This window comes from Starkeya nomas (assembly GCF_902703545.1).
GTDB lineage: Bacteria > Pseudomonadota > Alphaproteobacteria > Rhizobiales > Xanthobacteraceae > Ancylobacter > Ancylobacter moscoviensis.
In genome coordinates, this window is sequence record NZ_CACSAS010000001.1 from 1949016 (window position 1) to 1968498 (window position 19483).

The 19483-nt window shown below is 68.6% G+C and carries 18 protein-coding genes; 11 read left to right on the top strand and 7 right to left on the bottom strand.

What is annotated here, in order from left to right; genetic code table 11:
• Positions 1-61: 61 nt before the first annotated feature.
• Positions 62-2854: a phosphoenolpyruvate carboxylase gene (ppc, locus tag STARVERO_RS09340; protein WP_144342291.1), complete on the bottom strand. Its 2793-nt coding sequence runs from the start codon at positions 2852-2854 to the stop codon at positions 62-64.
• A gap of 377 nt (positions 2855-3231) precedes the next feature.
• On the opposite strand from ppc, the gene STARVERO_RS09345 reads away from it, so the two are divergent.
• Together STARVERO_RS09345 and STARVERO_RS09350 are read left to right on the top strand one after the other, a co-directional pair.
• Positions 3232-3417, top strand: a complete 186-nt coding sequence (locus STARVERO_RS09345; RefSeq protein WP_159598649.1) for a hypothetical protein — start codon at positions 3232-3234, stop codon at positions 3415-3417.
• Positions 3418-3659: 242 nt separating this feature from the next.
• Entirely contained in the window at positions 3660-4670 is a 1011-nt protein-coding gene (locus STARVERO_RS09350; RefSeq protein WP_144342289.1) for a Tim44 domain-containing protein, read from the top strand.
• A gap of 55 nt (positions 4671-4725) precedes the next feature.
• Here STARVERO_RS09350 and STARVERO_RS09355 read toward each other — a convergent pair whose 3' ends face one another.
• Both STARVERO_RS09355 and uvrB read right to left on the bottom strand, forming a co-directional pair.
• Complete coding sequence (locus STARVERO_RS09355) at positions 4726-5115, bottom strand: DUF805 domain-containing protein (RefSeq protein ID WP_144342288.1); 390 nt, start codon at positions 5113-5115, stop codon at positions 4726-4728.
• Between the two features lie 108 nt (positions 5116-5223).
• Positions 5224-7815 (bottom strand): excinuclease ABC subunit UvrB, encoded by a 2592-nt coding sequence (gene uvrB / locus STARVERO_RS09360; protein WP_159598650.1) that lies wholly within the window; start codon positions 7813-7815, stop codon positions 5224-5226.
• Between the two features lie 271 nt (positions 7816-8086).
• Here uvrB and STARVERO_RS09365 point away from each other — a divergent pair, with 271 nt between their 5' ends.
• From STARVERO_RS09365 to STARVERO_RS09395, 7 genes are all read left to right on the top strand, one after another.
• Positions 8087-8590: a peptidoglycan-binding domain-containing protein gene (locus tag STARVERO_RS09365; protein WP_144342286.1), complete on the top strand. Its 504-nt coding sequence runs from the start codon at positions 8087-8089 to the stop codon at positions 8588-8590.
• Positions 8591-8658: 68 nt separating this feature from the next.
• Positions 8659-9012, top strand: coding sequence for a cupin domain-containing protein (locus tag STARVERO_RS09370; RefSeq protein ID WP_144342285.1), 354 nt, complete (start codon positions 8659-8661; stop codon positions 9010-9012).
• Positions 9013-9117: 105 nt separating this feature from the next.
• A complete protein-coding gene (locus tag STARVERO_RS09375) occupies positions 9118-9675 on the top strand; it encodes a hypothetical protein (protein ID WP_144342284.1) in 558 nt (185 codons plus the stop codon).
• Complete coding sequence (locus tag STARVERO_RS09380; RefSeq protein WP_244616696.1) at positions 9672-10355, top strand: ribonuclease T2 family protein; 684 nt, start codon at positions 9672-9674, stop codon at positions 10353-10355. The genes STARVERO_RS09375 and STARVERO_RS09380 overlap by 4 nt, the downstream gene beginning before the upstream one ends.
• Positions 10356-10362: 7 nt before the next feature.
• Positions 10363-11238 carry a 23S rRNA (adenine(2030)-N(6))-methyltransferase RlmJ gene (locus STARVERO_RS09385; protein WP_159598652.1) on the top strand — a complete coding sequence of 292 codons (876 nt, stop codon included), beginning with the start codon at positions 10363-10365 and terminating at the stop codon, positions 11236-11238.
• 100 nt (positions 11239-11338) lie between these two features.
• Complete coding sequence (locus STARVERO_RS09390; RefSeq protein WP_144342281.1) at positions 11339-11554, top strand: cold-shock protein; 216 nt, start codon at positions 11339-11341, stop codon at positions 11552-11554.
• A gap of 100 nt (positions 11555-11654) precedes the next feature.
• Positions 11655-12263 carry a glutathione S-transferase family protein gene (locus STARVERO_RS09395; protein WP_159598653.1) on the top strand — a complete coding sequence of 203 codons (609 nt, stop codon included), beginning with the start codon at positions 11655-11657 and terminating at the stop codon, positions 12261-12263.
• Positions 12264-12375: 112 nt separating this feature from the next.
• Here STARVERO_RS09395 and STARVERO_RS09400 read toward each other — a convergent pair whose 3' ends face one another.
• Together STARVERO_RS09400 and STARVERO_RS09405 are read right to left on the bottom strand one after the other, a co-directional pair.
• Positions 12376-13020, bottom strand: a complete 645-nt coding sequence (locus STARVERO_RS09400) for an outer membrane protein (protein ID WP_144342279.1) — start codon at positions 13018-13020, stop codon at positions 12376-12378.
• Between the two features lie 411 nt (positions 13021-13431).
• Positions 13432-14046 carry an outer membrane protein gene (locus tag STARVERO_RS09405; RefSeq protein ID WP_144342278.1) on the bottom strand — a complete coding sequence of 205 codons (615 nt, stop codon included), beginning with the start codon at positions 14044-14046 and terminating at the stop codon, positions 13432-13434.
• A gap of 333 nt (positions 14047-14379) precedes the next feature.
• Between STARVERO_RS09405 and STARVERO_RS09410 the strand changes: the two genes are divergently transcribed.
• Positions 14380-15219 carry an SDR family oxidoreductase gene (locus tag STARVERO_RS09410; protein ID WP_244616698.1) on the top strand — a complete coding sequence of 280 codons (840 nt, stop codon included), beginning with the start codon at positions 14380-14382 and terminating at the stop codon, positions 15217-15219.
• On the opposite strand, the gene STARVERO_RS09415 is transcribed toward STARVERO_RS09410, so the two are convergent.
• Both STARVERO_RS09415 and STARVERO_RS09420 read right to left on the bottom strand, forming a co-directional pair.
• Positions 15216-16154, bottom strand: coding sequence for a DMT family transporter (locus STARVERO_RS09415; RefSeq protein WP_159598654.1), 939 nt, complete (start codon positions 16152-16154; stop codon positions 15216-15218). The two genes, STARVERO_RS09410 and STARVERO_RS09415, sit on opposite strands and share 4 nt — an antisense overlap.
• A gap of 109 nt (positions 16155-16263) precedes the next feature.
• On the bottom strand, positions 16264-17091 hold the full coding sequence (locus STARVERO_RS09420; RefSeq protein ID WP_159598655.1) for an FkbM family methyltransferase: 828 nt from the start codon (positions 17089-17091) through the stop codon (positions 16264-16266).
• 119 nt (positions 17092-17210) lie between these two features.
• Between STARVERO_RS09420 and uvrC the strand changes: the two genes are divergently transcribed.
• Positions 17211-19418, top strand: a complete 2208-nt coding sequence (gene uvrC, locus STARVERO_RS09425) for an excinuclease ABC subunit UvrC (RefSeq protein ID WP_159598656.1) — start codon at positions 17211-17213, stop codon at positions 19416-19418.
• The last annotated feature ends 65 nt before the right edge of the window (positions 19419-19483 follow it).

Genomic DNA, 19483 nt, shown 5'->3' on the forward strand with positions numbered 1-19483 from the left:
GGCCGGGCATGACGGTGATCCTGTCGGAAAGCCGGGACGATGCAGGACGCCGCTCGCCCCCTCACCCGCTGTTCCGCAGCCCGGCCGAGATGCCATTGATCGTGAGCTGGATGCCCTGCAGCACCTTCTCGTCGGTGTCGTTCGCCCGGTACTTGCGCAGCAGCCCGACCTGCACGTGGTTGAGCGGATCGATATAGGGGAAGCGCGCGCGGATCGAGCGGTCGAGCAGCGGATTGGAGCCGAGAAGCCCCGGCTGCTCGGAGATCGTCAGCAGGGCGTCGATCGATGCGTGATGCTCGGCGCGGATGCGCCCGAAGATGCTCTCGCGCAGCTCCGCATCCTCCACCAGCGCGGCATAGCGCGAGGCGATGGCGATGGAACTCTTGGAAAGCACCATGTCCATGTTGGAGAGCTGGGTGCGGAAGAACGGCCACTCCCGGTACATCTCCTGAAGCAGCGGCAGCCCATCCGGGTGGCGCTGCAGCCAGGACTGGATCGCCGTGCCGAAGCCGTACCAGCCCGGCAGCATCAGCCGGCACTGCGCCCAGGAGAACACCCACGGGATCGCCCGCAGATCCTCGATCCGCCGCGTCTTCTTGCGCGAGGCCGGACGCGAGCCGATGTTCAGGGTCGCGATCTCGTTGATGACGGTCGATTCCCAGAAGTAGTCCTCGAAGCGCGGGGTTTCGTAGACCAACGCCCGATAGGCACGGAACGCCGCCTCCGACAGCTCCTCCATGACGGTGAGGTACTCCTCGCGCGGCGCCTTCGCGTCGCCGGAGAGCAGCGTCGCCTCCATGGTCGCGGCGGTGAGGATTTCGAGGTTGCCGCGCCCGACCGCCGGGTTGGAGTACTTGGACGAGATGATCTCGCCCTGCTCGGTGACGCGGATCTGCCCCTGCACCGCCCCGCCCGGCTGGGCGAGGATGGCGTCGTAGCTCGGCCCGCCGCCGCGGCCGACAGAGCCGCCGCGGCCGTGGAACAGCCGCAGCCGCACGCCGTGGCGCTTGAACACCTCGATCAGCTCGATCTCGGCCTTGTAGAGTTCCCAGCCGGAGGTGACGAAGCCGCCGTCCTTGTTGCTGTCCGAATAGCCGAGCATCACCTCCTGCACGCCGCCGCGGCTGTCCACCAGCTTGCGGTATTCCGGCAGGCGGAACATCTGCTCCATCACCTTCGCGGCGTTGCGCAAATCCTCGATGGTCTCGAACAGCGGCACGATGTTCACCGCCGCCGTGCCGGCGGGATCGACGAGGCCGACCTCCTTGAGCAGCAGCGCCAGCTCCAGCATGTCCGAGACCCCTTCGGCCTTGGAGATGATGCAGGTCTGGATCGCCTCGCGGCCGTAGATCTCGTGGATGCGCGCGCAGGTGCGCAGCATGGCGAGCTCACCCACCGTCTCGTCGGAATAGGCGACGAAGGGCGAGGTGAGCGGGCGGGCGGTGGTGAGTTCGCGCAGCAGCAGTGCCACGCGCGTGCCCTCGGGCAGGCCCTTGTAGTTGGTGCCGGGCGCGGCGACCTCGAACAGCTCGGCGACGCAGCGCTCGTGCACGTCGGAATTCTGGCGCGAATCCAGCACCGCCAGATGGAAGCCGAAGCAGTCCACCGCCCGGCGCAGCGCCCGCAGCTTGCCGTGCGCGACGGCGGCCGACTTGTGGGCCCGCAGCGAATTGTCGATGACGTCGAGATCGGCCCGCAGTTCGGCGGCGGAGGCATAGGCGACCGCCGCCGGCTTCTCGGTGATGCCGACGAGATCGGCCACCTCCAGCCGGAAGGCGGTGGCGCGCAGTCGATCGGCGATGGCGCTGGCGGCGAGGCGGTAGGGCTCGTTGCGCCGGTGCGGAGAGAGGTCGGGCGAGGCATCGACGAGCGCCAGCAATTCGTCCGACACCTTCACGCGGATGGTGCTGATCGACAGCTCGCCGCCGAGCGCGTCCAGCTCCTCCAGATAGAAGCGCACCGCCTGCGCGCTCTGCATGCGCAGCGTCTCGCGGGTGACGTCGGCGGTGACGAAGGGATTGCCGTCGCGGTCGCCGCCGATCCAGCTGCCGATGCGCAGGAAGGAGGCGATCTCCGGCCCCTCGCGCGTCCCGCCCTCCATGGCGGCGAGCCGGTCCTCCAGCGCCGCGTAGAGCGTCGGGAGCTGGCGCAGGAAGGTGTAGTCGTAATAGGCGAGGCCGTTCGCCACCTCGTCCAGTACGGTCAGCTTAGTCTTGCGCAGCAGATTGGTCTGCCACAGCGTCAGCACCCGCCGGCGCAGCTCGTCGGCGGCAAGCTCCTGCTCTTCCGGCGTCGGATCGAGGCGGGCGCGGTCGGCCAGAAGCTCGGCGATCCTCATCTCGTGCGTCAGGGTGGAGCGGCGGCGCACCTCGGTCGGATGCGCGGTGAGCACCGGGCTCGCCAGCGCCGTCGCGAAAAAGCTGCGCAGCCCGGCCGGGGAAATGCCGGCCTCCTGGGCACGCCCCAGCGCCCGCGCCACCGTGCCGGGCCCCGGCGCCCGCCCGCCCATCGCCGCCGCGCGCATGCGGCGAATGACGTTCTGGTCCTCCGCGATGTTGGCGAGATGGGAGAAATAGGAGAAGGCGCGCACAATGCTGATCGTCTGGTCGGCGCCGAGATCGCTCAGTATCGCCTCGAGCTCGTGGCGCGCGCCCTCGTCTTCCTCGCGGTGGAAGCGGGTGGAAACGCGGCGGATATGCTCGACCAGCTCGTAGATCGGCTCGCCTTCCTGGTCGCGCAGCGTGTCGCCGAGAACGCGGCCGAGCATGCGGATGTCCTCGCGCAGCGACAGGTCGAGATCGCCATCGGCTTCGAGCTCGGCATCGGGCAAGGCGATGGTCAGGGCAACGGACATGGCGACACTCCTTTAGTCGTAGGCACTACTTAGCAATTAGCATGCCGCCGATGACACCCATGCCGTGCGCTTTATCCCCGACCGACCATGGGCGGAGCCGCCTTTTGCGCCCATGCGCCCGGCCCCGGCGCGTCATATCCTGCCGAGCAGGTGAGGCCGCCGCGCCACAGCCCCCGAAAATCTCAGCAATTGCCCCAAGGTCGCCCCGATTGTGAACGAAATGCCCGCCAGCATGAACGGCGTGCTCAGGGAAGATTCAGAGTTACGGGTTCATAACCATAGACACGCGGCATCGTCCCTGAACGGTACCGATGAGGAACGGCCGGAAGGCCGGTTTCGACCGAACGACGCGTATGCGTAACAGGAAGGACTTTGAAATGGCTACCGTCATGAACCGCAGCGAGGTTCAGACCCCCGCCGCCCAGCGTCAAACCCGTGGTGCGTTCGCCAATCCCGCCACCGTCGCCGCCCTGCGTCCCGCCGAAGCCGGCGAGAAGAAGGGCCAGAGCGCCAACGCCCCGGTCGGCTCCATCGCCGCCATCGAGTCTCAGCTCGGCTTCTGAGGTTCCGACCGCCGGTCCATCCGCCGGCGCGCCCTTCGCGCGACGCTGCCCGCGCCGCGCCTCACGGGATTGTGTGTCCCGTCGAAACCGCCCGCCGCGCCTTTTCCTCAAGCGCTGCGGCAGGCCGCTGTCCGGCGCGGCATTTTTCGGGGTGGCATTCTCCCCGCCTCTCCCCATATGGATGACGTTGCGGCACGTCGAACGAGGCGGGTCGCGCGAAACGATCCAGAGAGGCTCTTCCATTGCGATCCCTGCGTCCGCGTCCCGCTGCCCTTCGCGTCGTGCTCGGCGCGCTGTTCCTCGCCGTCGGCGTGCTTGTCGCCACTGACTTCGCGGAGGCCCGCGCCGGCCGCGGCATGAGCTTCGGCAGCCGAGGCTCGCGCACCTGGTCCACCCCGGCCCCCACGCCGACCGCCCCCTCCGCCCAGCCGATGCAGCGCTCGGCCACGCCGCAGAACCAGCTCGGCGCGCCGGCCACCCGCGCGCCCGGCGCCCAGCCCGGCGGTTTCTTCAACCGCGGCGGCTTCATGGGCGGGCTGATGGGCGGCCTGCTCGGCGCCGGCATCTTCGGCCTGCTGATGGGCTCCGGCTTCTTCTCCGGCCTCGGCAGCCTTTCCGGCCTGCTCGGCCTGCTCCTGCAGATCGCGCTGATCTTCATCGTCGTGCGTCTGGTCATGGGCTGGCTGCGCTCACGCAACCAGCCGTCCTATGCCGGCGGCGGACGCCCCGACCCGATGGCGCGCGACGCGCTGAACGGCGGCGGCATGGCGAGCGGTGCGGCGGGCGGCAATGGCGCGAGCGGCGCGGCAGCGCCCCGCGCCGGCTTCGACACCGGCCCGCGCGGCCGGCCGCTCCAGCTCGAGGGCTCCGACTTCGACAGCTTCGAGCGCCTGCTCGGCGAGGTGCAGGGCGCCTATGGCCGCGGCGACCGCGAGACGCTGTTCCGCCTGCTGACGCCGGAAATGGCCGGCTATATGGGCGAAGAACTCGACGAACTCGACCGCGAGGGCCTGGAGAACCGCGTCACCGACGTGAAGCTCCTGCAGGGCGACCTCTCGGAAGCCTGGTCGGAAGGCAGCAGCGAATACGCCACCGTCGCCATGCGCTACGAGCTGAAGGACGTCACCCTCGACAAGGCCACCGGCCGCGTCGTGCTGGGCGATCCCGACCGCAAGGAGCAGGCCGTCGAGTTCTGGACCTTCGTCCGTACGCCCGGCGGCGAATGGAAGCTCACCGCGATCCAGCAGGGCTGAGTACGCTCACATTGAAAACGGAAAGGGCGGCACGAGCCGCCCTTTTTTGTTGCCGTCAGGTCGCCAGCGGGTCCGGCCCGAAACGGTTGGGACCTTCGGTGCCCTTGAACATGAACCAGAAGAAGATGACCAGGCCGCCAATGCCGGTCAGGCCGATCAGCAGCCACCAGCCTGTGCGGTCCATGTCGTGGAAGCGCCGTGCAGCCACGGCAAGCGTGGGAATGGTGAGCGCGAGGCCGACCAGCGTGGTGATCGGCGTGAACAGCCGGGCATCGCCATACTGGTAGATCGCGTATTCGCCGAAGATCGCGAAATCGATCAGCCCCGTCACCCAGTTGACGATGACGAGGAACACCGCCCACCACCAGTACTCGGAACGCGGGGCGCGGCCGGCGAAGGTGGCGTATTTCCCGAGGACGCTCGAAATCGATTCAGTGATGGACATGACTTCCCCCCACCCGGATTCGGGCGGGAGGAAGTGGACGCTCCGTCACCGGAGCTGTCAATTCGCCCCCTCGCCGGCATTGGCGGGGCGGGGCGCCGACCAGCAACCTTACCGCTTCGGCGCGCGACGCCCGCCCTTGCGATGGCCCTTGGTCATCGGATCGGGACGCTCCGGCCGGGTCCAGCCTTCCGCTCCGAGCGGCTCCGTGCGGTCGGTGCCGGGGCCCATGTCGTCGAGCGAGGGCCGGACGATGCGCGACGCGGAACCGGACGTCTCATCGGCATCGTAGCGCGCCTGCGCCTCGTCGGCCCGCGCCTCGTGGCCGGAGGAGACATGGCCCGGCGAGGAACGCCGCCCTGCCTTTCCGCCCGCGCCGCCCTTCTTCTCGGGAAGGTTCGCGGCGCGCCCGTATTTGCGCTCGCCCTTGTAGCCTCCGGTGCGGTCGTCGACGCTCTCCTGCCGCGCCAGCGGATCGTCGGAGAGGACGAGCTCGGTCGCCTGCAGGCGCTTGATCTCGTCGCGCAGCCTTGCCGCCTGCTCGAAGTCGAGGTCGGCGGCGGCGGCGCGCATGCGCTTCTCGAGATCCGCGATCACCGCCGCGAGGTTGTGGCCGTAGGTGGCGCCCTCCTCCGCGAGGCCGGCATCGACCGTGACATGATCACGCTCATAGACGCTTTCGAGAATGTCGCCGATCGCCTTGCGCACGCTCTCCGGCGTGATGCCGTGCTCGACATTCCACGCCACCTGCTTGGTGCGGCGGCGCTCGGTCTCCGCCATCGCCCGCTCCATGGAGCCGGTGATGGTGTCGGCATAGAGCAGCACCCGCCCATCGACGTTGCGCGCGGCGCGGCCGATGGTCTGCACCAGCGAGGTCTCCGAACGCAGGAAGCCTTCCTTGTCGGCGTCGAGAATGGCGACCAGCCCGCATTCCGGGATGTCGAGGCCCTCGCGCAGCAGGTTGATGCCGATCAGCACGTCGAAGGCGCCGAGGCGCAGGTCGCGGATGATCTCGATGCGCTCGATAGTGTCGATGTCCGAGTGCATGTAGCGCACGCGGATGCCGTTCTCGTGGAGATACTCGGTCAGGTCCTCGGCCATGCGCTTGGTGAGGGTTGTCACCAGCGTGCGGTAGCCCTTCGCCGCCGTCTGCCGCACCTCGCCCAAGAGGTCGTCGACCTGCGTGCGGGCCGGGCGCACCTCGACCGGCGGATCGACGAGGCCGGTCGGGCGGATCACCTGCTCGACGAAGACGCCGCCGGTCTGCTCCATCTCCCATTTGCCGGGCGTGGCGGAGACATGCACCGTCTGCGGGCGCATTGCCTCCCATTCCTCGAAGCGCAGCGGCCGGTTGTCCATGCAGCTCGGCAGGCGGAAGCCGTATTCCGCCAGCGTCGCCTTGCGGCGGAAGTCGCCGCGGTACATGGCGCCGATCTGCGGCACGGTGACGTGGCTCTCGTCGCAGAAGATCAAGGCGTTGTCCGGCACATATTCGAACAGCGTCGGCGGCGGCTCGCCCGGCAGGCGGCCGGTGAGCCAGCGCGAATAGTTCTCGATGCCGGCGCAGCTTCCCGTCGCCTCCATCATTTCGAGATCGAAGGTGCAGCGCTGCTCCAGCCGCTGCGCCTCCAGCAGGCGGCCCATCGCGTTGAGCTCGTCGAGCCGGTGCTTCAGCTCGGCCTTGATGCCGTGGATCGCCTGGATCAGCGTCGGGCGCGGCGTCACATAGTGCGAGTTCGCGTAGAGCTTGACGAATTTCAGCTCCTGCGACTTCTGCCCGGTGAGCGGATCGAACTCCTGGATGCTCTCCACCTCGTCGCCGAACAGCGAGACGCGCCACGCGCGGTCCTCGTAGTGGGCCGGGAAGATCTCGATCACATCTCCGCGCACGCGGAACGTGCCGCGGCCGAAATCGCCCTGCGTGCGCTTGTACTGAAGCGCCACGAGGTCGGCGAGGAGCTGGCGCTGGTCGATACGCTCGCCCACCTCGATCTTGAAGGTCATCGAGGCGTAGGTCTCGACCGAGCCGATACCGTAGATGCAGGACACCGAGGCGACGATGATGACGTCGTCGCGCTCCAGCAGCGAGCGCGTCGCCGAGTGGCGCATGCGGTCGATCTGCTCGTTGATCGACGATTCCTTCTCGATGAAGGTGTCGGTGCGCGGAACGTAGGCCTCCGGCTGGTAGTAGTCGTAGTAGGAGACGAAATACTCGACCGCGTTGTCCGGGAAGAAGCTCTTGAACTCGCCATAGAGCTGCGCCGCCAGCGTCTTGTTCGGCGCCAGCACGAGCGCCGGGCGTTGCAGCCGCTGGATGACGTTGGCCATGGTGAAGGTCTTGCCCGAGCCGGTGACGCCGAGCAGCACCTGATCGCGCTCGCCCTGCTCCGCCGCCGCGACGAGCTCCTCGATGGCCTGCGGCTGGTCGCCGTTCGGCGTGTAGTCCGACTTCAGCACGAACTTGACGCCGCCTTCGGACTTCTCCGGCCGCGCCGGGCGGTGGGGCACCCACACCTGCCCGTCGACCTCCGGGCGCCCGCTCTCGATCAGCGCCGACAGGGCGGCGACGGTGGCGGAGGCGCCCGAGGTCGGCGCCACGCCGAGCTTCTCGGCAAGGGCGGGATCGAGCGTGGAGACTTGCGCGGGCTCGAAGGCGCGCTGGGAGCGCTCGGAAAACCCGCCGGGACGTGCTGCTTTGGCCATGCGCGGAATATGGGGGCAGAATCGGTTCGCGCAAAGGCGCCACGCACGGGCTCGCAAGCCTTCGCTGCCACCCGCTGCCGCCGCGCCGCTCCGAATCCACCGCCGTGGCCCGCCGGCGGTAGCGGCGTGCTGCGTTGGACAAAGGGAGCCCGCCACCGATCTTTCATTTTCCTGTCGGCCAAGCTGTGCTCTGTTCCACGATGACGGGCGCTGTGCCCGTGGATCCGTTGCGGTACGGGTGGGCGTCCCGCGCAGTTGGAGAGACCTGACAATGTCGATTCTGAAAAAGGGACTGGCCGGCGCGCCGGTGAAGATCCTTCAGGAAAAGCTCGGCGTTCCCGCTGACGGGCAGTTCGGCCCGAAGACCGAGGAAGCGCTGAAGGCCTACCAGAAGGAGCACGGCCTTTCGGTCGACGGCATCGCCGGCCCCGACACCTTCGCGGCCCTCGGCCTGTACGAGCTGATTCTCCTCAAGGTCGGCACCTCCGGCGAGTCGGTGAAGAAGCTGCAGACCGCGCTCGGCATCGCCGCCGACGGCAAGTTCGGCGCCGGCACCGCCAAGGCGGTCAAGGACTATCAGGCCGCCAACGGCCTCGATGCCGACGGCTTCGCCGGCCCCGCCACCCTCGCCAAGCTCGCCCTGTTCAAGGAGCTTACCCCCGACGTCGTCTCCAAGGCCGAGCTGACGCCCGGCAGCGGGCCGGTGGAAGCCTCCGCCGCGGGCGAAGCGCCCGCCAAGAGCATCTGGGGCACCATCAAGGGCTTCTTCTCCTGAACCCTCCGCGAGGCCGCCGGGCGCGCTGCGTGCCCCGGCGGCCTCGCCCTCATCCCGCGTGACCCGCCATGTCGTTCCTGCTCCGCTTCGATCCTTCCGCCCTCGGCGCTCCCGAGGAGACCGAACCGCTGCCCGAGCGCATCGTCTCCGGCGCGCCGCGTCACCTCACCTGGAATTTCGAGACCCTGCCGGACGGCGCGCTGTTCGCCGGCATATGGGAATCCTCGCCCGGCGCCTGGCGGGTGGACTATGAGGAATGGGAGTTCTGCTCGATCACCGAGGGCGTCTCCATCCTGCATGAGGACGGCGAGGCGCCGGTGACGTTGAAGGCGGGCGACAATTTCGTCATCCGGCCCGGCTTCAAGGGCATCTGGGAAGTCGTCGAGACGACGCGCAAGCTCTACGTCATCCGCCTCATCTGAGCGGCGGGAGGCGGTGCCGGAATCCGGCGGGGTGTGGCCTCGCCGTCATTGACCCGGCGCCGGGGCCGACGCATCTTCGCCGGCACAAGGTTGGGGAGACGCGCAATGCGAGCCGAAGGTAAGGGTGCAACGGGCCTGTTCAAGCGGGCCATCTCCGGTCTCGCCGCCGTCGGCATGCTGGCCGTCTCGCTCGGCGGCGCGGAAGCCGCGAACTTCTTCGAGAAGAACTTCTGGCTCTCCGGCCCGAACTACAGCGGCGTCGTGCCGGCCTGCGACACGCCGGCGGCGCTGTCGCGCATCCAGCGCCACTTCGCCACCACCGAATCGCGCTTCTGGGATTCGACCCTGCAGATCGAAAGCTTCGACCACATCCGCGAGGTCGCCTTCCGTCCGTGGGGCGAGCAGTACATGCCCCGCCGCTACTGCTCGGCGGATGTCGTCATTTCCGGCAACACCGCCACCGATGGCCAGTATTCGGGCGGCCAGTATGTCGGCGGCAAGATCGGCGGCGTGAAGGCGGTGCACGGCAAGCGCCACCGCATCTACTATTCGCTGATCGAGGATGGCGGCTTCCTCGGCTTCTCCTGGGGCGTCGAATGGTGCGTCGACGGCCTCGACCGCTCCTGGACCTACGCCCCGAACTGCCGGATGGCCCAGCCGTGAAGCTGCTTTTCGCGGCGCGGCTGCTGCTGGCCGCGCTGATTCTCGGGGCGGCGTTCGGCGCCACGCCCTCCCTCGCCCAGCAGAAGGGCGAGCCGGGCCGCTTCGACTACTACGTGCTCACCCTCTCCTGGTCGCCGACCTATTGCGAGGCGATGGGCGAGCGCGCCGAGCCGGCACAATGCTCGCGGGTGCGCCCCTTCGCCTTCGTCGTGCACGGCCTGTGGCCGCAATTCACGCGCGGCTGGCCGGAATCCTGCGTCAACCCGGCGCCCTACGTGCCCGAGCCGGTGCTGCGCGACGTGCTCGACATCATGCCGAGCCGCCGCCTCGTACTGCATGAATGGCGCAAGCACGGCACCTGCTCCGGGCTTTCCGCCACCGGCTATTTCGACACGGTGCGCCGCGCTTACGACAAGGTGACGATTCCCGCCCCCTTCCACCGCCTCGACGACTACCGCATGGTCTCGCCCGGCGAGGTGGAAGCCGCCTTCCGCGCCGCCAATCCGGGCCTCGCACCGGACATGATGTCGGTGGAATGCGACAAGCGCCGCCTCACCGAGGTGCGCATCTGCATGAACCGGCAACTCGGCTTCACCTCCTGCCCGGAGGTGGACCGTCGCGCCTGCCGCGCGACCAGCGTCGTGATGCCGCCCGTGCGCGAGAGCGGCCGGGGCTGGTAGAGCCGCCATGAACTACCGTCACGCCTTCCATGCCGGCAATTTCGCCGATGTCGTCAAGCATGTCGTGCTGGCGCGTGTCCTTGCCTATCTCGGACGCAAGGATGCCGCGTTCCGCGTCATCGACACCCATGCCGGGGCGGGGCTCTACGACCTCACCGGCGACGAGGCCCGGCGCACCGGGGAGTGGGAAGGCGGTATCGGCGCGGTGCTGCGGGCGCCCCTCGCCCCGGCGATCCGCGACCTGCTCGGTCCCTGGCTCGATGCCGTGCGCGCGGTCAATCCGGCGGCGGCCGACGACGAGGCGCTCGCGCGCGATCTGCGCCACTATCCGGGCTCGCCGTTGATCGCGCAGGCGCTGACCCGCCCGCAGGACCGGCTGCTGTTCTGCGAGACGCAGCCCGGCGTGCGGGCGGCGCTCACCGAGTCGGTCGGCCGCGACGGCCGCGCCAAGGTGCTGCCGACGGACGCCTGGCAGGCGTTGCATGCCTATCTGCCGCCCAGGGAGCGGCGCGGACTTGTGCTGGTCGACCCGCCCTTCGAGGAGGCGGGCGAGTTCCACCGGATGGCGCAGGGCCTCTTCGAGGCACACCGGCGCTGGTCCACCGGCATCTTCGCGCTCTGGTACCCGATCAAGGACGTGCGCGCCGTCGATGCCTTCCGTCGGGACATCGAGCGGGCCGGCATTCCCAAGACGCTCAGCATCCAGTTCGACCTGCGCACGGTGCGCCAGGCCGACACGATGACCGGCTGCGGCATGATCGTGGTGAACCCGCCCTTCACCCTCGCCGAGGAACTGCGGACCATCCTCGGCGCGCTCGCGCCCGCGCTTTCCACCGACGGCACCGGGCGGGTGCGGGTCGGCTGGCTCACGCCGGAACGCTGAAACGGCGCCCGCCGTCATCATCCGGCATCGGTCTTGCTTTACAATCGCCAGCGAAGGAACCGGCGGATGGTGCGGCCATCCGAGGGTAAGGAGCAGGCGTATGGCAACGACCGGTACCGTCAAGTTCTTCAACACCGAGAAGGGTTACGGCTTCATTCGCCCCGATGACGGCGGGCGCGACGTGTTCGTGCATGTCTCGGCGGTTACCCGCTCGGGGCTCGGCACGCTCGCCGAGGGCCAGCGGGTGAGCTTCGAGGTCGAGCCGGACAAGCGCGGCAAGGGCCCCAAGGCCATCGACCTCCAGCCGGCCGACTGATAAGCCTGCCGCGAAGCCGGGCGCTCCGTCCCGGCCGGGCGGGCCGTCGCGGGCACGAATGCCGGCGGGGCGATATCGCCCCAGAAGGTCTCGTGCCGCGATGAAGCTGCGTTCTTCCCCCGCCTCCCCCTTCGGTCGCAAGGTCAAGATCGGCGCCGTTCTGTGCGGCGTGCATCTCGATGTCGTGCCGGCCGATACCAGCAACCCGGCCGATACGCTGCGCGAACAGAATCCTCTCGGGAAGATCCCTGTGCTGCTGCGCGAGGAAGGCGGCCCGATCTACGATTCCCGCGTCATCCTCGACTATCTCGACACGATCGCCGGCGGCGGGGTCATCATTCCCGCCGGCGTGGAGCCGCGCTTTGCCGCGCTGACGATGCAGGCCCTGGCCGACGGCATCATGGATGCCGCCCTGCTGCAGGTCTACGAGGCCCGGTTCCGGCCGGAAGAAGGGCGCAGCGCCACCTGGATCGACAATCAGGCGGGCAAGGTCGCGCGCGGGCTTGCCGCCTTCGAGGCTTCGCCCCCGCCGGCCGGCGGCGTCACCGGCGCGGCGCATGTCGGCGAGATCGCGCTGGCCTGCGCGCTCGGTTATCTCGACCTGCGCTTCGCCGGAAGCTGGCGGGCCGACCACCCCGCGCTCGTCGAATGGCTGGACGGCTTTGCGGCGCGCGTGCCTGCTTTCGAGGCAACCCGCCCGCAGGGCTGAACGTCCGGGCGGCGGCGCGGCGGAACGGCGGCGATGATCGGACCAAAGAAAAAGGGCCCCGACCACATGGATCGGAGCCCTTGTCCAGGCACGGGAACCGTTCAGGCAGGCATCAGAATTTGTAGTTGATACCAGCGCGGACGACGTTCGCGGTCAGGCCGCTCTTGTCGCCGATGCTGTTGTAGTAGTCCTCGCCGAGATCCATGTAGAGGTACTCGGCCTTGACGGTCCAGTTGTTGGTGAAGGCGTACTCGACGCCGCCGCCGACCGTCCAGCCCACCGCCGTCTTGTCGGAGGTGAGGCCCAGCACGGAGTCCTTGACCTCGTTGTGACCCCAGGCGAGACCGCCGGTCACGTAAGGCAGCACGTTGCCGAAGGCGTAGCCGAGACGGGCGCGCACGGTGCCGAAATAGTCCATCTTGGACGAATAGCCGAAGCGCTCGTCCTTGATGTCCGAACCTTGGAAGTCAGCCTCGGCGCCCAGAACGACGTTGTTGTCGAACTGGTAGTTCACGCCGATCTGGCCACCACCGAGGAACCCATCCGGATCCAGGCCGAGCACGTCGGCGCCCGCTTCGCCGGAACCCCAAGCGTAACCGGCGTTGGCACCGAGATAAAAGCCCGTCCAGGTGAAGACCGGCTCGGCGATCACCGGCGGGGCCTTCGTCGGATAAGGCTGCGCGATGTCGGCGGCGAAAGCCGGGACCGCGGCCAGGAGGGCGACAGCGGCGACGCCCGAGCTGATGATCTTCTTCATAGGGGTACTCTCCGAAAGAACCTGCGAACAGGAACGCAACTCAGTTCGCAGGGTGAAGTAGAGTGCCACATGGGCATGTCGAGGGCCGGAATGGGGCGTATTCGTCACAATTCGCTTCCACACACCACCACGATGATTACCCGCTTCCCGCGCAAACGCCCGCGAATCCTTGTTCTATGGAGGTAATCGCGTCGTTCACGGATCCGTGTACTACGCACCAATTTCGCCACGATCGAAAACACATCCGCGAATGCTGTGGCGCAAAGGTCACAAAATCCGGTTCGACTTCCCTTACGCCAGCACCGGAACGCAACCGGCCGCGCCCGTTCCCCTCGCGGGACGGACGCGGCCGGGCAAGCCGCAGAAAGGAGGAAGCGGGCCGGAACAGCCTTCCGGTCCGCTTCGCAAGGCTCAGAAGCGGTAGTTCACGCCCGCGCGGACGATATTGGTGGTCATGCCCACGTCGCGACGACCGCCGAAGGTCGCGTAGTTCTCTTCGCCGAGGTCGACATAGAGATACTCGCCCTTCACGCTCCAGTTGTTGTCGATGGCGTATTCGGCACCGGCGCCGACCGTCCAGCCAATGTGGTTCTTGTCGTTGGACAGGCCGATGACCTCGTAGGTGCCGCGGCCATAGGCGAGACCGCCGGTGCCGTAGAGCAGGAACTGGTCGACGGCGAAGCCGAGGCGCGCGCGCAGCGTGCCGAAATAGTCGAGCGTGAACACCGAGCTCGACACGTCGGCGTACTGGATGTCGGTCTCGACGCCGAGCACCAGCGGACCGGCGCCCTGCCAGTTGTAGCCGGCCTGCAGGCCGCCGATGAAGCCGTCAATGTCCGGCGAGAAGTCCGCCTCGCCCCAGCCGTAACCGGCATTGGCGCCGATGTAGAAACCGGTCCAGGTGAAGACCGGCGCGGGCGCATAGGCGGCGGGAGCGGCAGGCGCACGATATCCGAGGTCGGCGGCCGCGGCCGGCGCGGCCAGCAGGGCGGCCATGCCAAGGCCCGCAAGGATGTTCTTCTTCATAGTCGTCTCCTAAATCACGTCCGGGCGGCGCATGGCGCGCAGGCGCTTTCCTCGCCCGTGATAAGGGTGACGCTCCCATAAATGTATGAGCGGAATCTTAGGCGTTCTGGAAAGGATGCATTATGCTTAAAGGACGGTTTACCGTGTTCTGTATGCGTTAATACGTTTCATCGGACGCCCTAAAGCGCAGCGAGACCCGATATCGACATTGACATTTCTAGCCAATTCAGAATTTTTTGGTGAATAGTCCGTTAAGGACCGGTACCCTGTTCGCAGGAAGAGGCGAACGGCCGTCCCTGCGTACCGCCTTCCGCGCATATCACGGCTGCGGAGATGGACGACCTCGCCTTCGCGGCGCATGAAGACGGCATGAACGGCAACGCCCCCTCCCCCGCTTCGTCCGCCCCGGCATCGGGCTCCGCCCGCCGCCCCGTCGCCCTCGTCACCGGAGGCGCGGTGCGCATCGGCCGCGCCATCACGTTGCGCCTCGCGGCGGAAGGCCATGACGTCGCCATTCATGTGCGCCGGCCCGGCCCCGAGGCGGAGGCCACCCGCTCGGCGGCGGAGGCGCTTGGCGCGCGGGCGGCCATCATCCCGGCCGAGCTTGCCGATGCCGACGCCGTGCAGGGCGTTGTCCCGGCGGCCGTCGCGGCGCTCGGGCCGCTCGACCTGCTCGTGAACAATGCGTCGGAGTTTCACAACGACGCCGTCGGCGATCTGGAGCCGGATCTGTGGGACCGGCATTTCGCCGTCAATCTGCGCGCGCCGGTCTTCCTCGCCGAAGCCTTCGCCGAGCAGCTGGTGGAGGGCGCCCATGGCGCGGTGGTCAACATCATCGACCAGCGCGTGCTGAAGCCGGCCCCGGCCTGCTTCTCCTACAGCCTCACCAAGTCCGCGCTGTGGACAGCGACGCGCATGCTCGCCCAGTCGCTGGCGCCACGGGTGCGGGTCAACGGCGTCGGCCCCGGCCCGACGCTCGCCAATGCGCGGCAGAGGCCGGGCGACTTCGCGCGCCAGTCTTCCTCGGTCCTGCTGGGGCGCGGCCCCACGCCGGAGGAGATCGCCGAGGCCGTCTTCTTCCTCGCGCGCACGCCGAGCATCACCGGACAGATGATCGCCGTCGACGGCGGCCAGCATCTCGCCTGGCGGACGCCGGATATCGAGGCGGACTAGCCGCGCCGCCGGCTGTCGCTGAAGGTGAACCAGCCGATGCTGACCATCACCAGCGCGGCGCCGGCCAGCTCGGTCGGGCTCGCGCTCTCGCCCAGGACGAGCGCGGCGAGCACCATCGTCGCCACCGGGCTCACCGTGCTGATCATGGAATTCGCCTGCGCCGAGATGCGCTTCAGCGCGGCGTTCATGAAGAAGCTCGGCAGCACCGTGGCGCCGATGGCGATCATCACCGCCAGCGCGAAGCCATGCGACGAGACGTGCAGCGCCTCCAGCGGCCGCACCATCACGAACTGCGCCAGCGAGACGAGCGAGGCGGAGATCATGGCGATGCAGGTGAACAGCGCCGAGCCGATGTTCTTCAGCAACTGGCGGGCCATGAGCTGGTAGAGCGCGAAGCTGATCGCCGCCAGGCCGACGAAGAACGTGCCGTTCACCGTGGGCCCGCTGTCGGTCGAGAAATGCTCGGCGAAGATCAGCGCCAGCCCGCCATAGGCCACCGCGAAGGCCCACAGCGCCTTCATGCGGATCGGCTGGCCGAACAGCAGCGCGCCGAACAGCACCACGAACAACGGATAGGTGTAGAGGATCAGCCGCTCGAACGAGGCGGAGATGTATTGCAGGCCGAGGAAGTCCGCATAGCTGGAGAACCAGTAGCCCAGCGCGCCGACGAACACCGACTGCACCACCACCTTCGCCGCCGGCAACGCCTCTCCCTTCGCGCGCATGCGCATGAGCGCCAGCCCGCCGATGACGAGATAGAAAGGCAGCGACAGCGCCATGCGCAGCGCCAGCAGCGTCTCGGGATCGATCCCCTCCGCATAGGCGAGCTTGATGATGATGCCCTTGGAGGCGAACAGGATCGCCCCCGCGGCGCCGAGCGCGTAGCCGGTCAGGGGAAGGGCGGGACGTGGAGCGACATCGGCGGCGTTGGACATGGCCACCCTCCAATAGCGCCGTTCGTCCGCGCGCGCACCGGGCCGGTGCGCATGCCTGTCTCCCGCCATGCGCGGCGCCACCTGCCGGCAGTTCGGAAGGGAAAGTGCCTCAGCCGCGCAGCAGGGTCCGGCCGGGCCGCCAGCCGGCGAGCCGCGCGTTCACCTCGGGCCGCACCGTGAAGACGAAATTGTTCACATAGACATAGGGCGCGCGGGCGCCCGAACCGTCCTCGTTCAGCGCGTCGAGACGCTGATGCACGGACGGGTCGAAAGTCTCGACCGGATGCATCCCGTCCGCCTGCGCGAAGAAGCCGGCATAACCGTGCGGCGCCAGCAATGCGCGCACCGAGGCAAGCGCGCCGGCCCGGTGGCGCTCCTCCGCCTCCACCAGCAGCGTCGGCCGGGACGCCGCGAGCACGCGCTGCGCGCCTTCCAGCACCCGTGCCTCGTGCCCTTCGACGTCGAGCTTGATAAAGTCGACCGGACCATCGAGACAGTCGTCGAGCCGGCGGCGCGGCACGGCGACGTCCTGCGTCACGCCGCCATCATGGGCGAGCCCGCCATCCAGCGTGGCGAGCGCCGCCTGATTGTGCGGAATGTGCAGCACCGCCTCGCCCTCGCCGTCGCTCAGCGCGCAGGCCGAAAGCGTCAGCCGCCCGTCCGCCACAGCCCGCCGGAAGCGGTAGCCGAGCACGCGCACCATCTCCGGATTCGGCTCGAAGGCCGCCACCCGGACGCCGAGGCGCAGCAGCCAGTAGGTGAAGAGCCCGCGATTGGCGCCGATGTCGCAGGCGAAGTCCCCGCGCCCGACCAGCAGCGGCAGCAGGTTGAGCTCGCTCGCCGGATTGGAGGCGGCGAGCCAGTCCGCCGGAATGCTGGCCAGCGCAAACAGCCGCGGCAGGCGCGCGGCGGCGCCCGTCTTCAGTGATCCGAGCACGACGGCGCCTCCCCCGCGCGGTCTGCGACCCGCAAAAATTTACCGGCGTTCTAGCATGGCGGCCGTTCCCTGTAAGCCCGCCCCTGTTCGCAGCGGCCGGGAATCCGTATCTAGGGGGCATGATCGCCCGACCGAACCGAGACGCTCCCGACATCGAGGCCGACGACAACGATGTCGCCGAGATGGAGGATGAGCAGGCCCTTCTGCCCGAGGAAGCCGAGGAGGCCGAGCCCGCGCCGGGCTCCGTCGCCATGGGCCGTGCCGCCATCCAGCGCGCCATCAAGCACGCGCCGAACGGGCCGGGCGTCTACCGCATGATCGGGCCGGACGGCGGCGTGCTCTATGTCGGCAAGGCCAAGAGCATCAAGCGCCGCATCGTCGCCTATACCCGTCCGGCGGGGCTGACCGCGCGCATCATGCGCATGGTGGCGGCCACCGCCGAGATGGAATTCGTCTCCACCGGCACGGAGACCGAGGCGCTGCTGCTCGAGGCCAACCTCATCAAGCAGCTTCGGCCGCGCTTCAACGTGCTGCTGCGCGACGACAAGTCGTTTCCCTACATCCTCATCACCCGCGACCACGTCTCGCCGCAGATCACCAAGCATCGCGGCGCGCGCTCGCGACCGGGCGATTATTACGGCCCCTTCGCCTCGGTCTGGGCGGTCAACCGCACGATCAACGCGCTGCAGAAGGCCTTCCTCGTGCGCTCCTGCTCCGACAGCTTCTACGAGGCACGCACCCGCCCCTGCCTGCTGTTCCAGATCAAGCGCTGCTCCGGCCCCTGCACCGGCGAGATCAGCCACACCGACTATGCCGTGCTGGTGAACGAGGCGCGCGACTTTCTCTCCGGCCGCAGCAAGGCGGTGAAGGAGCAGCTCGCCCACGAGATGGAGCAGGCCGCCGAGGAGCTGGAGTTCGAGCGCGCCGCCGCCCTGCGCGACCGCCTCGCGGCGCTTTCCGCCGTGCAGGGCACGCAGGGCATCAACCCGCGCTCGGTGGAGGAAGCGGACGTCTTTGCCATCCATCAGGAAGGCGGAGCGACCTGCGTGCAGGTGTTCTTCTTCCGCACCGGCCAGAACTGGGGCAACCACGCGCTCTACCCGCGCGCCGACCGGGCGCTGGGCCCGGCGGAGGTGCTGGAGGCCTTCCTCGCCCAGTTCTACGAGGACAAGCCCTGCCCGCGCCTCATCCTGCTCAGCCACGACATCGCCGAGCGCGAACTGCTGGAGGAAGCGCTGGCGACCCGCGCCGGCCACCGGGTGGAGATCGCCGTGCCCCGGCGCGGCGAGAAGCGCGAACTGGTCGAGCACGCGCTGCAGAACGCGCGCGAAGCGCTCGGCCGCAAGCTCGCCGAAAGCGCCAGCCAGGCGCGGCTGCTGGAGGAGCTCGCCCGCGCCTTCCACCTGCCGGCGCCGCCGAAGCGCATCGAGGTCTACGACAACAGCCACATCATGGGCACCAACGCCGTGGGCGGCATGATCGTGGCGGGACCGGAAGGCTTCGCCAAGAGCCAGTACCGCAAGTTCAACATCCGCTCGACCGACCTCACGCCAGGCGACGATTACGGCATGATGCGGGAGGTGCTGACCCGCCGCTTCTCGAGACTGCTGAAGGAAGCGCCGCGGGACATCTCACCTCGCCCCCCGGGGGAGGCAACTCCCTCTCCCCGCGGGGGAGAGGGCCGGGGTGAGGGGGAGCCCGTGCCGGACCTTGTGAGCGCCTCCCCCCTCACCGACCCGCTTCGCGGGCCACCTCTCCAGTCGGAATCGGATGTGTCCGACTTCGACACCCAGAGTCAGGAACCCGGCAACAGCCGGATTCCGAGCGGGGAGAGGGAAGCCGACGATGCCCCGCCCGACGCCACCTCCTCCGCCTGGCCGGACCTCCTGCTCATCGACGGGGGACCTGGCCAGCTCAAGGCCACGCGGGAAACCCTCGCCGCCCTCGGCGTCACCGACGTGCCGATGGTCGGCGTCGCCAAGGGACCCGACCGCGATGCCGGCCGCGAGACCTTTTACGTCGAGGGCCGCGAGCCGTTCCGGCTGGAGCCGCGCGACCCGGTGCTCTATTTCGTGCAGCGCCTGCGCGACGAGGCGCATCGCTTCGCCATCGGCTCCCATCGCGCCCGGCGCAAGAAGGACATCACGCAGGGCGGCCTGCAGGAGATCCCCGGTATCGGCCCGACCCGCAAGCGGGCGCTGCTGCATCATTTCGGCACGCTGAAGGCCATCGAGCGCGCCTCGCTCGCCGATCTCGAAGGCGTGCCCGGCGTGAACGCGGCGACCGCCCGGGCGGTCTATGATTTCTTCCATTCGAAGCCGGCATGAGGGCCCCGGAGCGGCCATCGTCACGCAACGGCCACAGCCGCTCCCCACCCTGTCGCCGTCCCCGC

Coding starts and splice junctions, on each gene's coding strand:
- STARVERO_RS09395 (WP_159598653.1), top strand. CDS start 11,655: ATGAAGCTGCGTTCTTCCCCCGCCTCCCCCTTCGGTCGCAAGGTCAAG.
- STARVERO_RS09370 (WP_144342285.1), top strand. CDS start 8,659: ATGTCGTTCCTGCTCCGCTTCGATCCTTCCGCCCTCGGCGCTCCCGAG.
- STARVERO_RS09400 (WP_144342279.1), bottom strand. CDS start 13,020: ATGAAGAAGATCATCAGCTCGGGCGTCGCCGCTGTCGCCCTCCTGGCC.
- uvrB (WP_159598650.1), bottom strand. CDS start 7,815: ATGGCCAAAGCAGCACGTCCCGGCGGGTTTTCCGAGCGCTCCCAGCGC.
- STARVERO_RS09405 (WP_144342278.1), bottom strand. CDS start 14,046: ATGAAGAAGAACATCCTTGCGGGCCTTGGCATGGCCGCCCTGCTGGCC.
- uvrC (WP_159598656.1), top strand. CDS start 17,211: ATGATCGCCCGACCGAACCGAGACGCTCCCGACATCGAGGCCGACGAC.
- STARVERO_RS09415 (WP_159598654.1), bottom strand. CDS start 16,154: ATGTCCAACGCCGCCGATGTCGCTCCACGTCCCGCCCTTCCCCTGACC.
- STARVERO_RS09345 (WP_159598649.1), top strand. CDS start 3,232: ATGGCTACCGTCATGAACCGCAGCGAGGTTCAGACCCCCGCCGCCCAG.
- STARVERO_RS09355 (WP_144342288.1), bottom strand. CDS start 5,115: ATGTCCATCACTGAATCGATTTCGAGCGTCCTCGGGAAATACGCCACC.
- STARVERO_RS09410 (WP_244616698.1), top strand. CDS start 14,380: ATGGACGACCTCGCCTTCGCGGCGCATGAAGACGGCATGAACGGCAAC.
- ppc (WP_144342291.1), bottom strand. CDS start 2,854: ATGTCCGTTGCCCTGACCATCGCCTTGCCCGATGCCGAGCTCGAAGCC.
- STARVERO_RS09390 (WP_144342281.1), top strand. CDS start 11,339: ATGGCAACGACCGGTACCGTCAAGTTCTTCAACACCGAGAAGGGTTAC.
- STARVERO_RS09365 (WP_144342286.1), top strand. CDS start 8,087: ATGTCGATTCTGAAAAAGGGACTGGCCGGCGCGCCGGTGAAGATCCTT.
- STARVERO_RS09385 (WP_159598652.1), top strand. CDS start 10,363: ATGAACTACCGTCACGCCTTCCATGCCGGCAATTTCGCCGATGTCGTC.
- STARVERO_RS09375 (WP_144342284.1), top strand. CDS start 9,118: ATGCGAGCCGAAGGTAAGGGTGCAACGGGCCTGTTCAAGCGGGCCATC.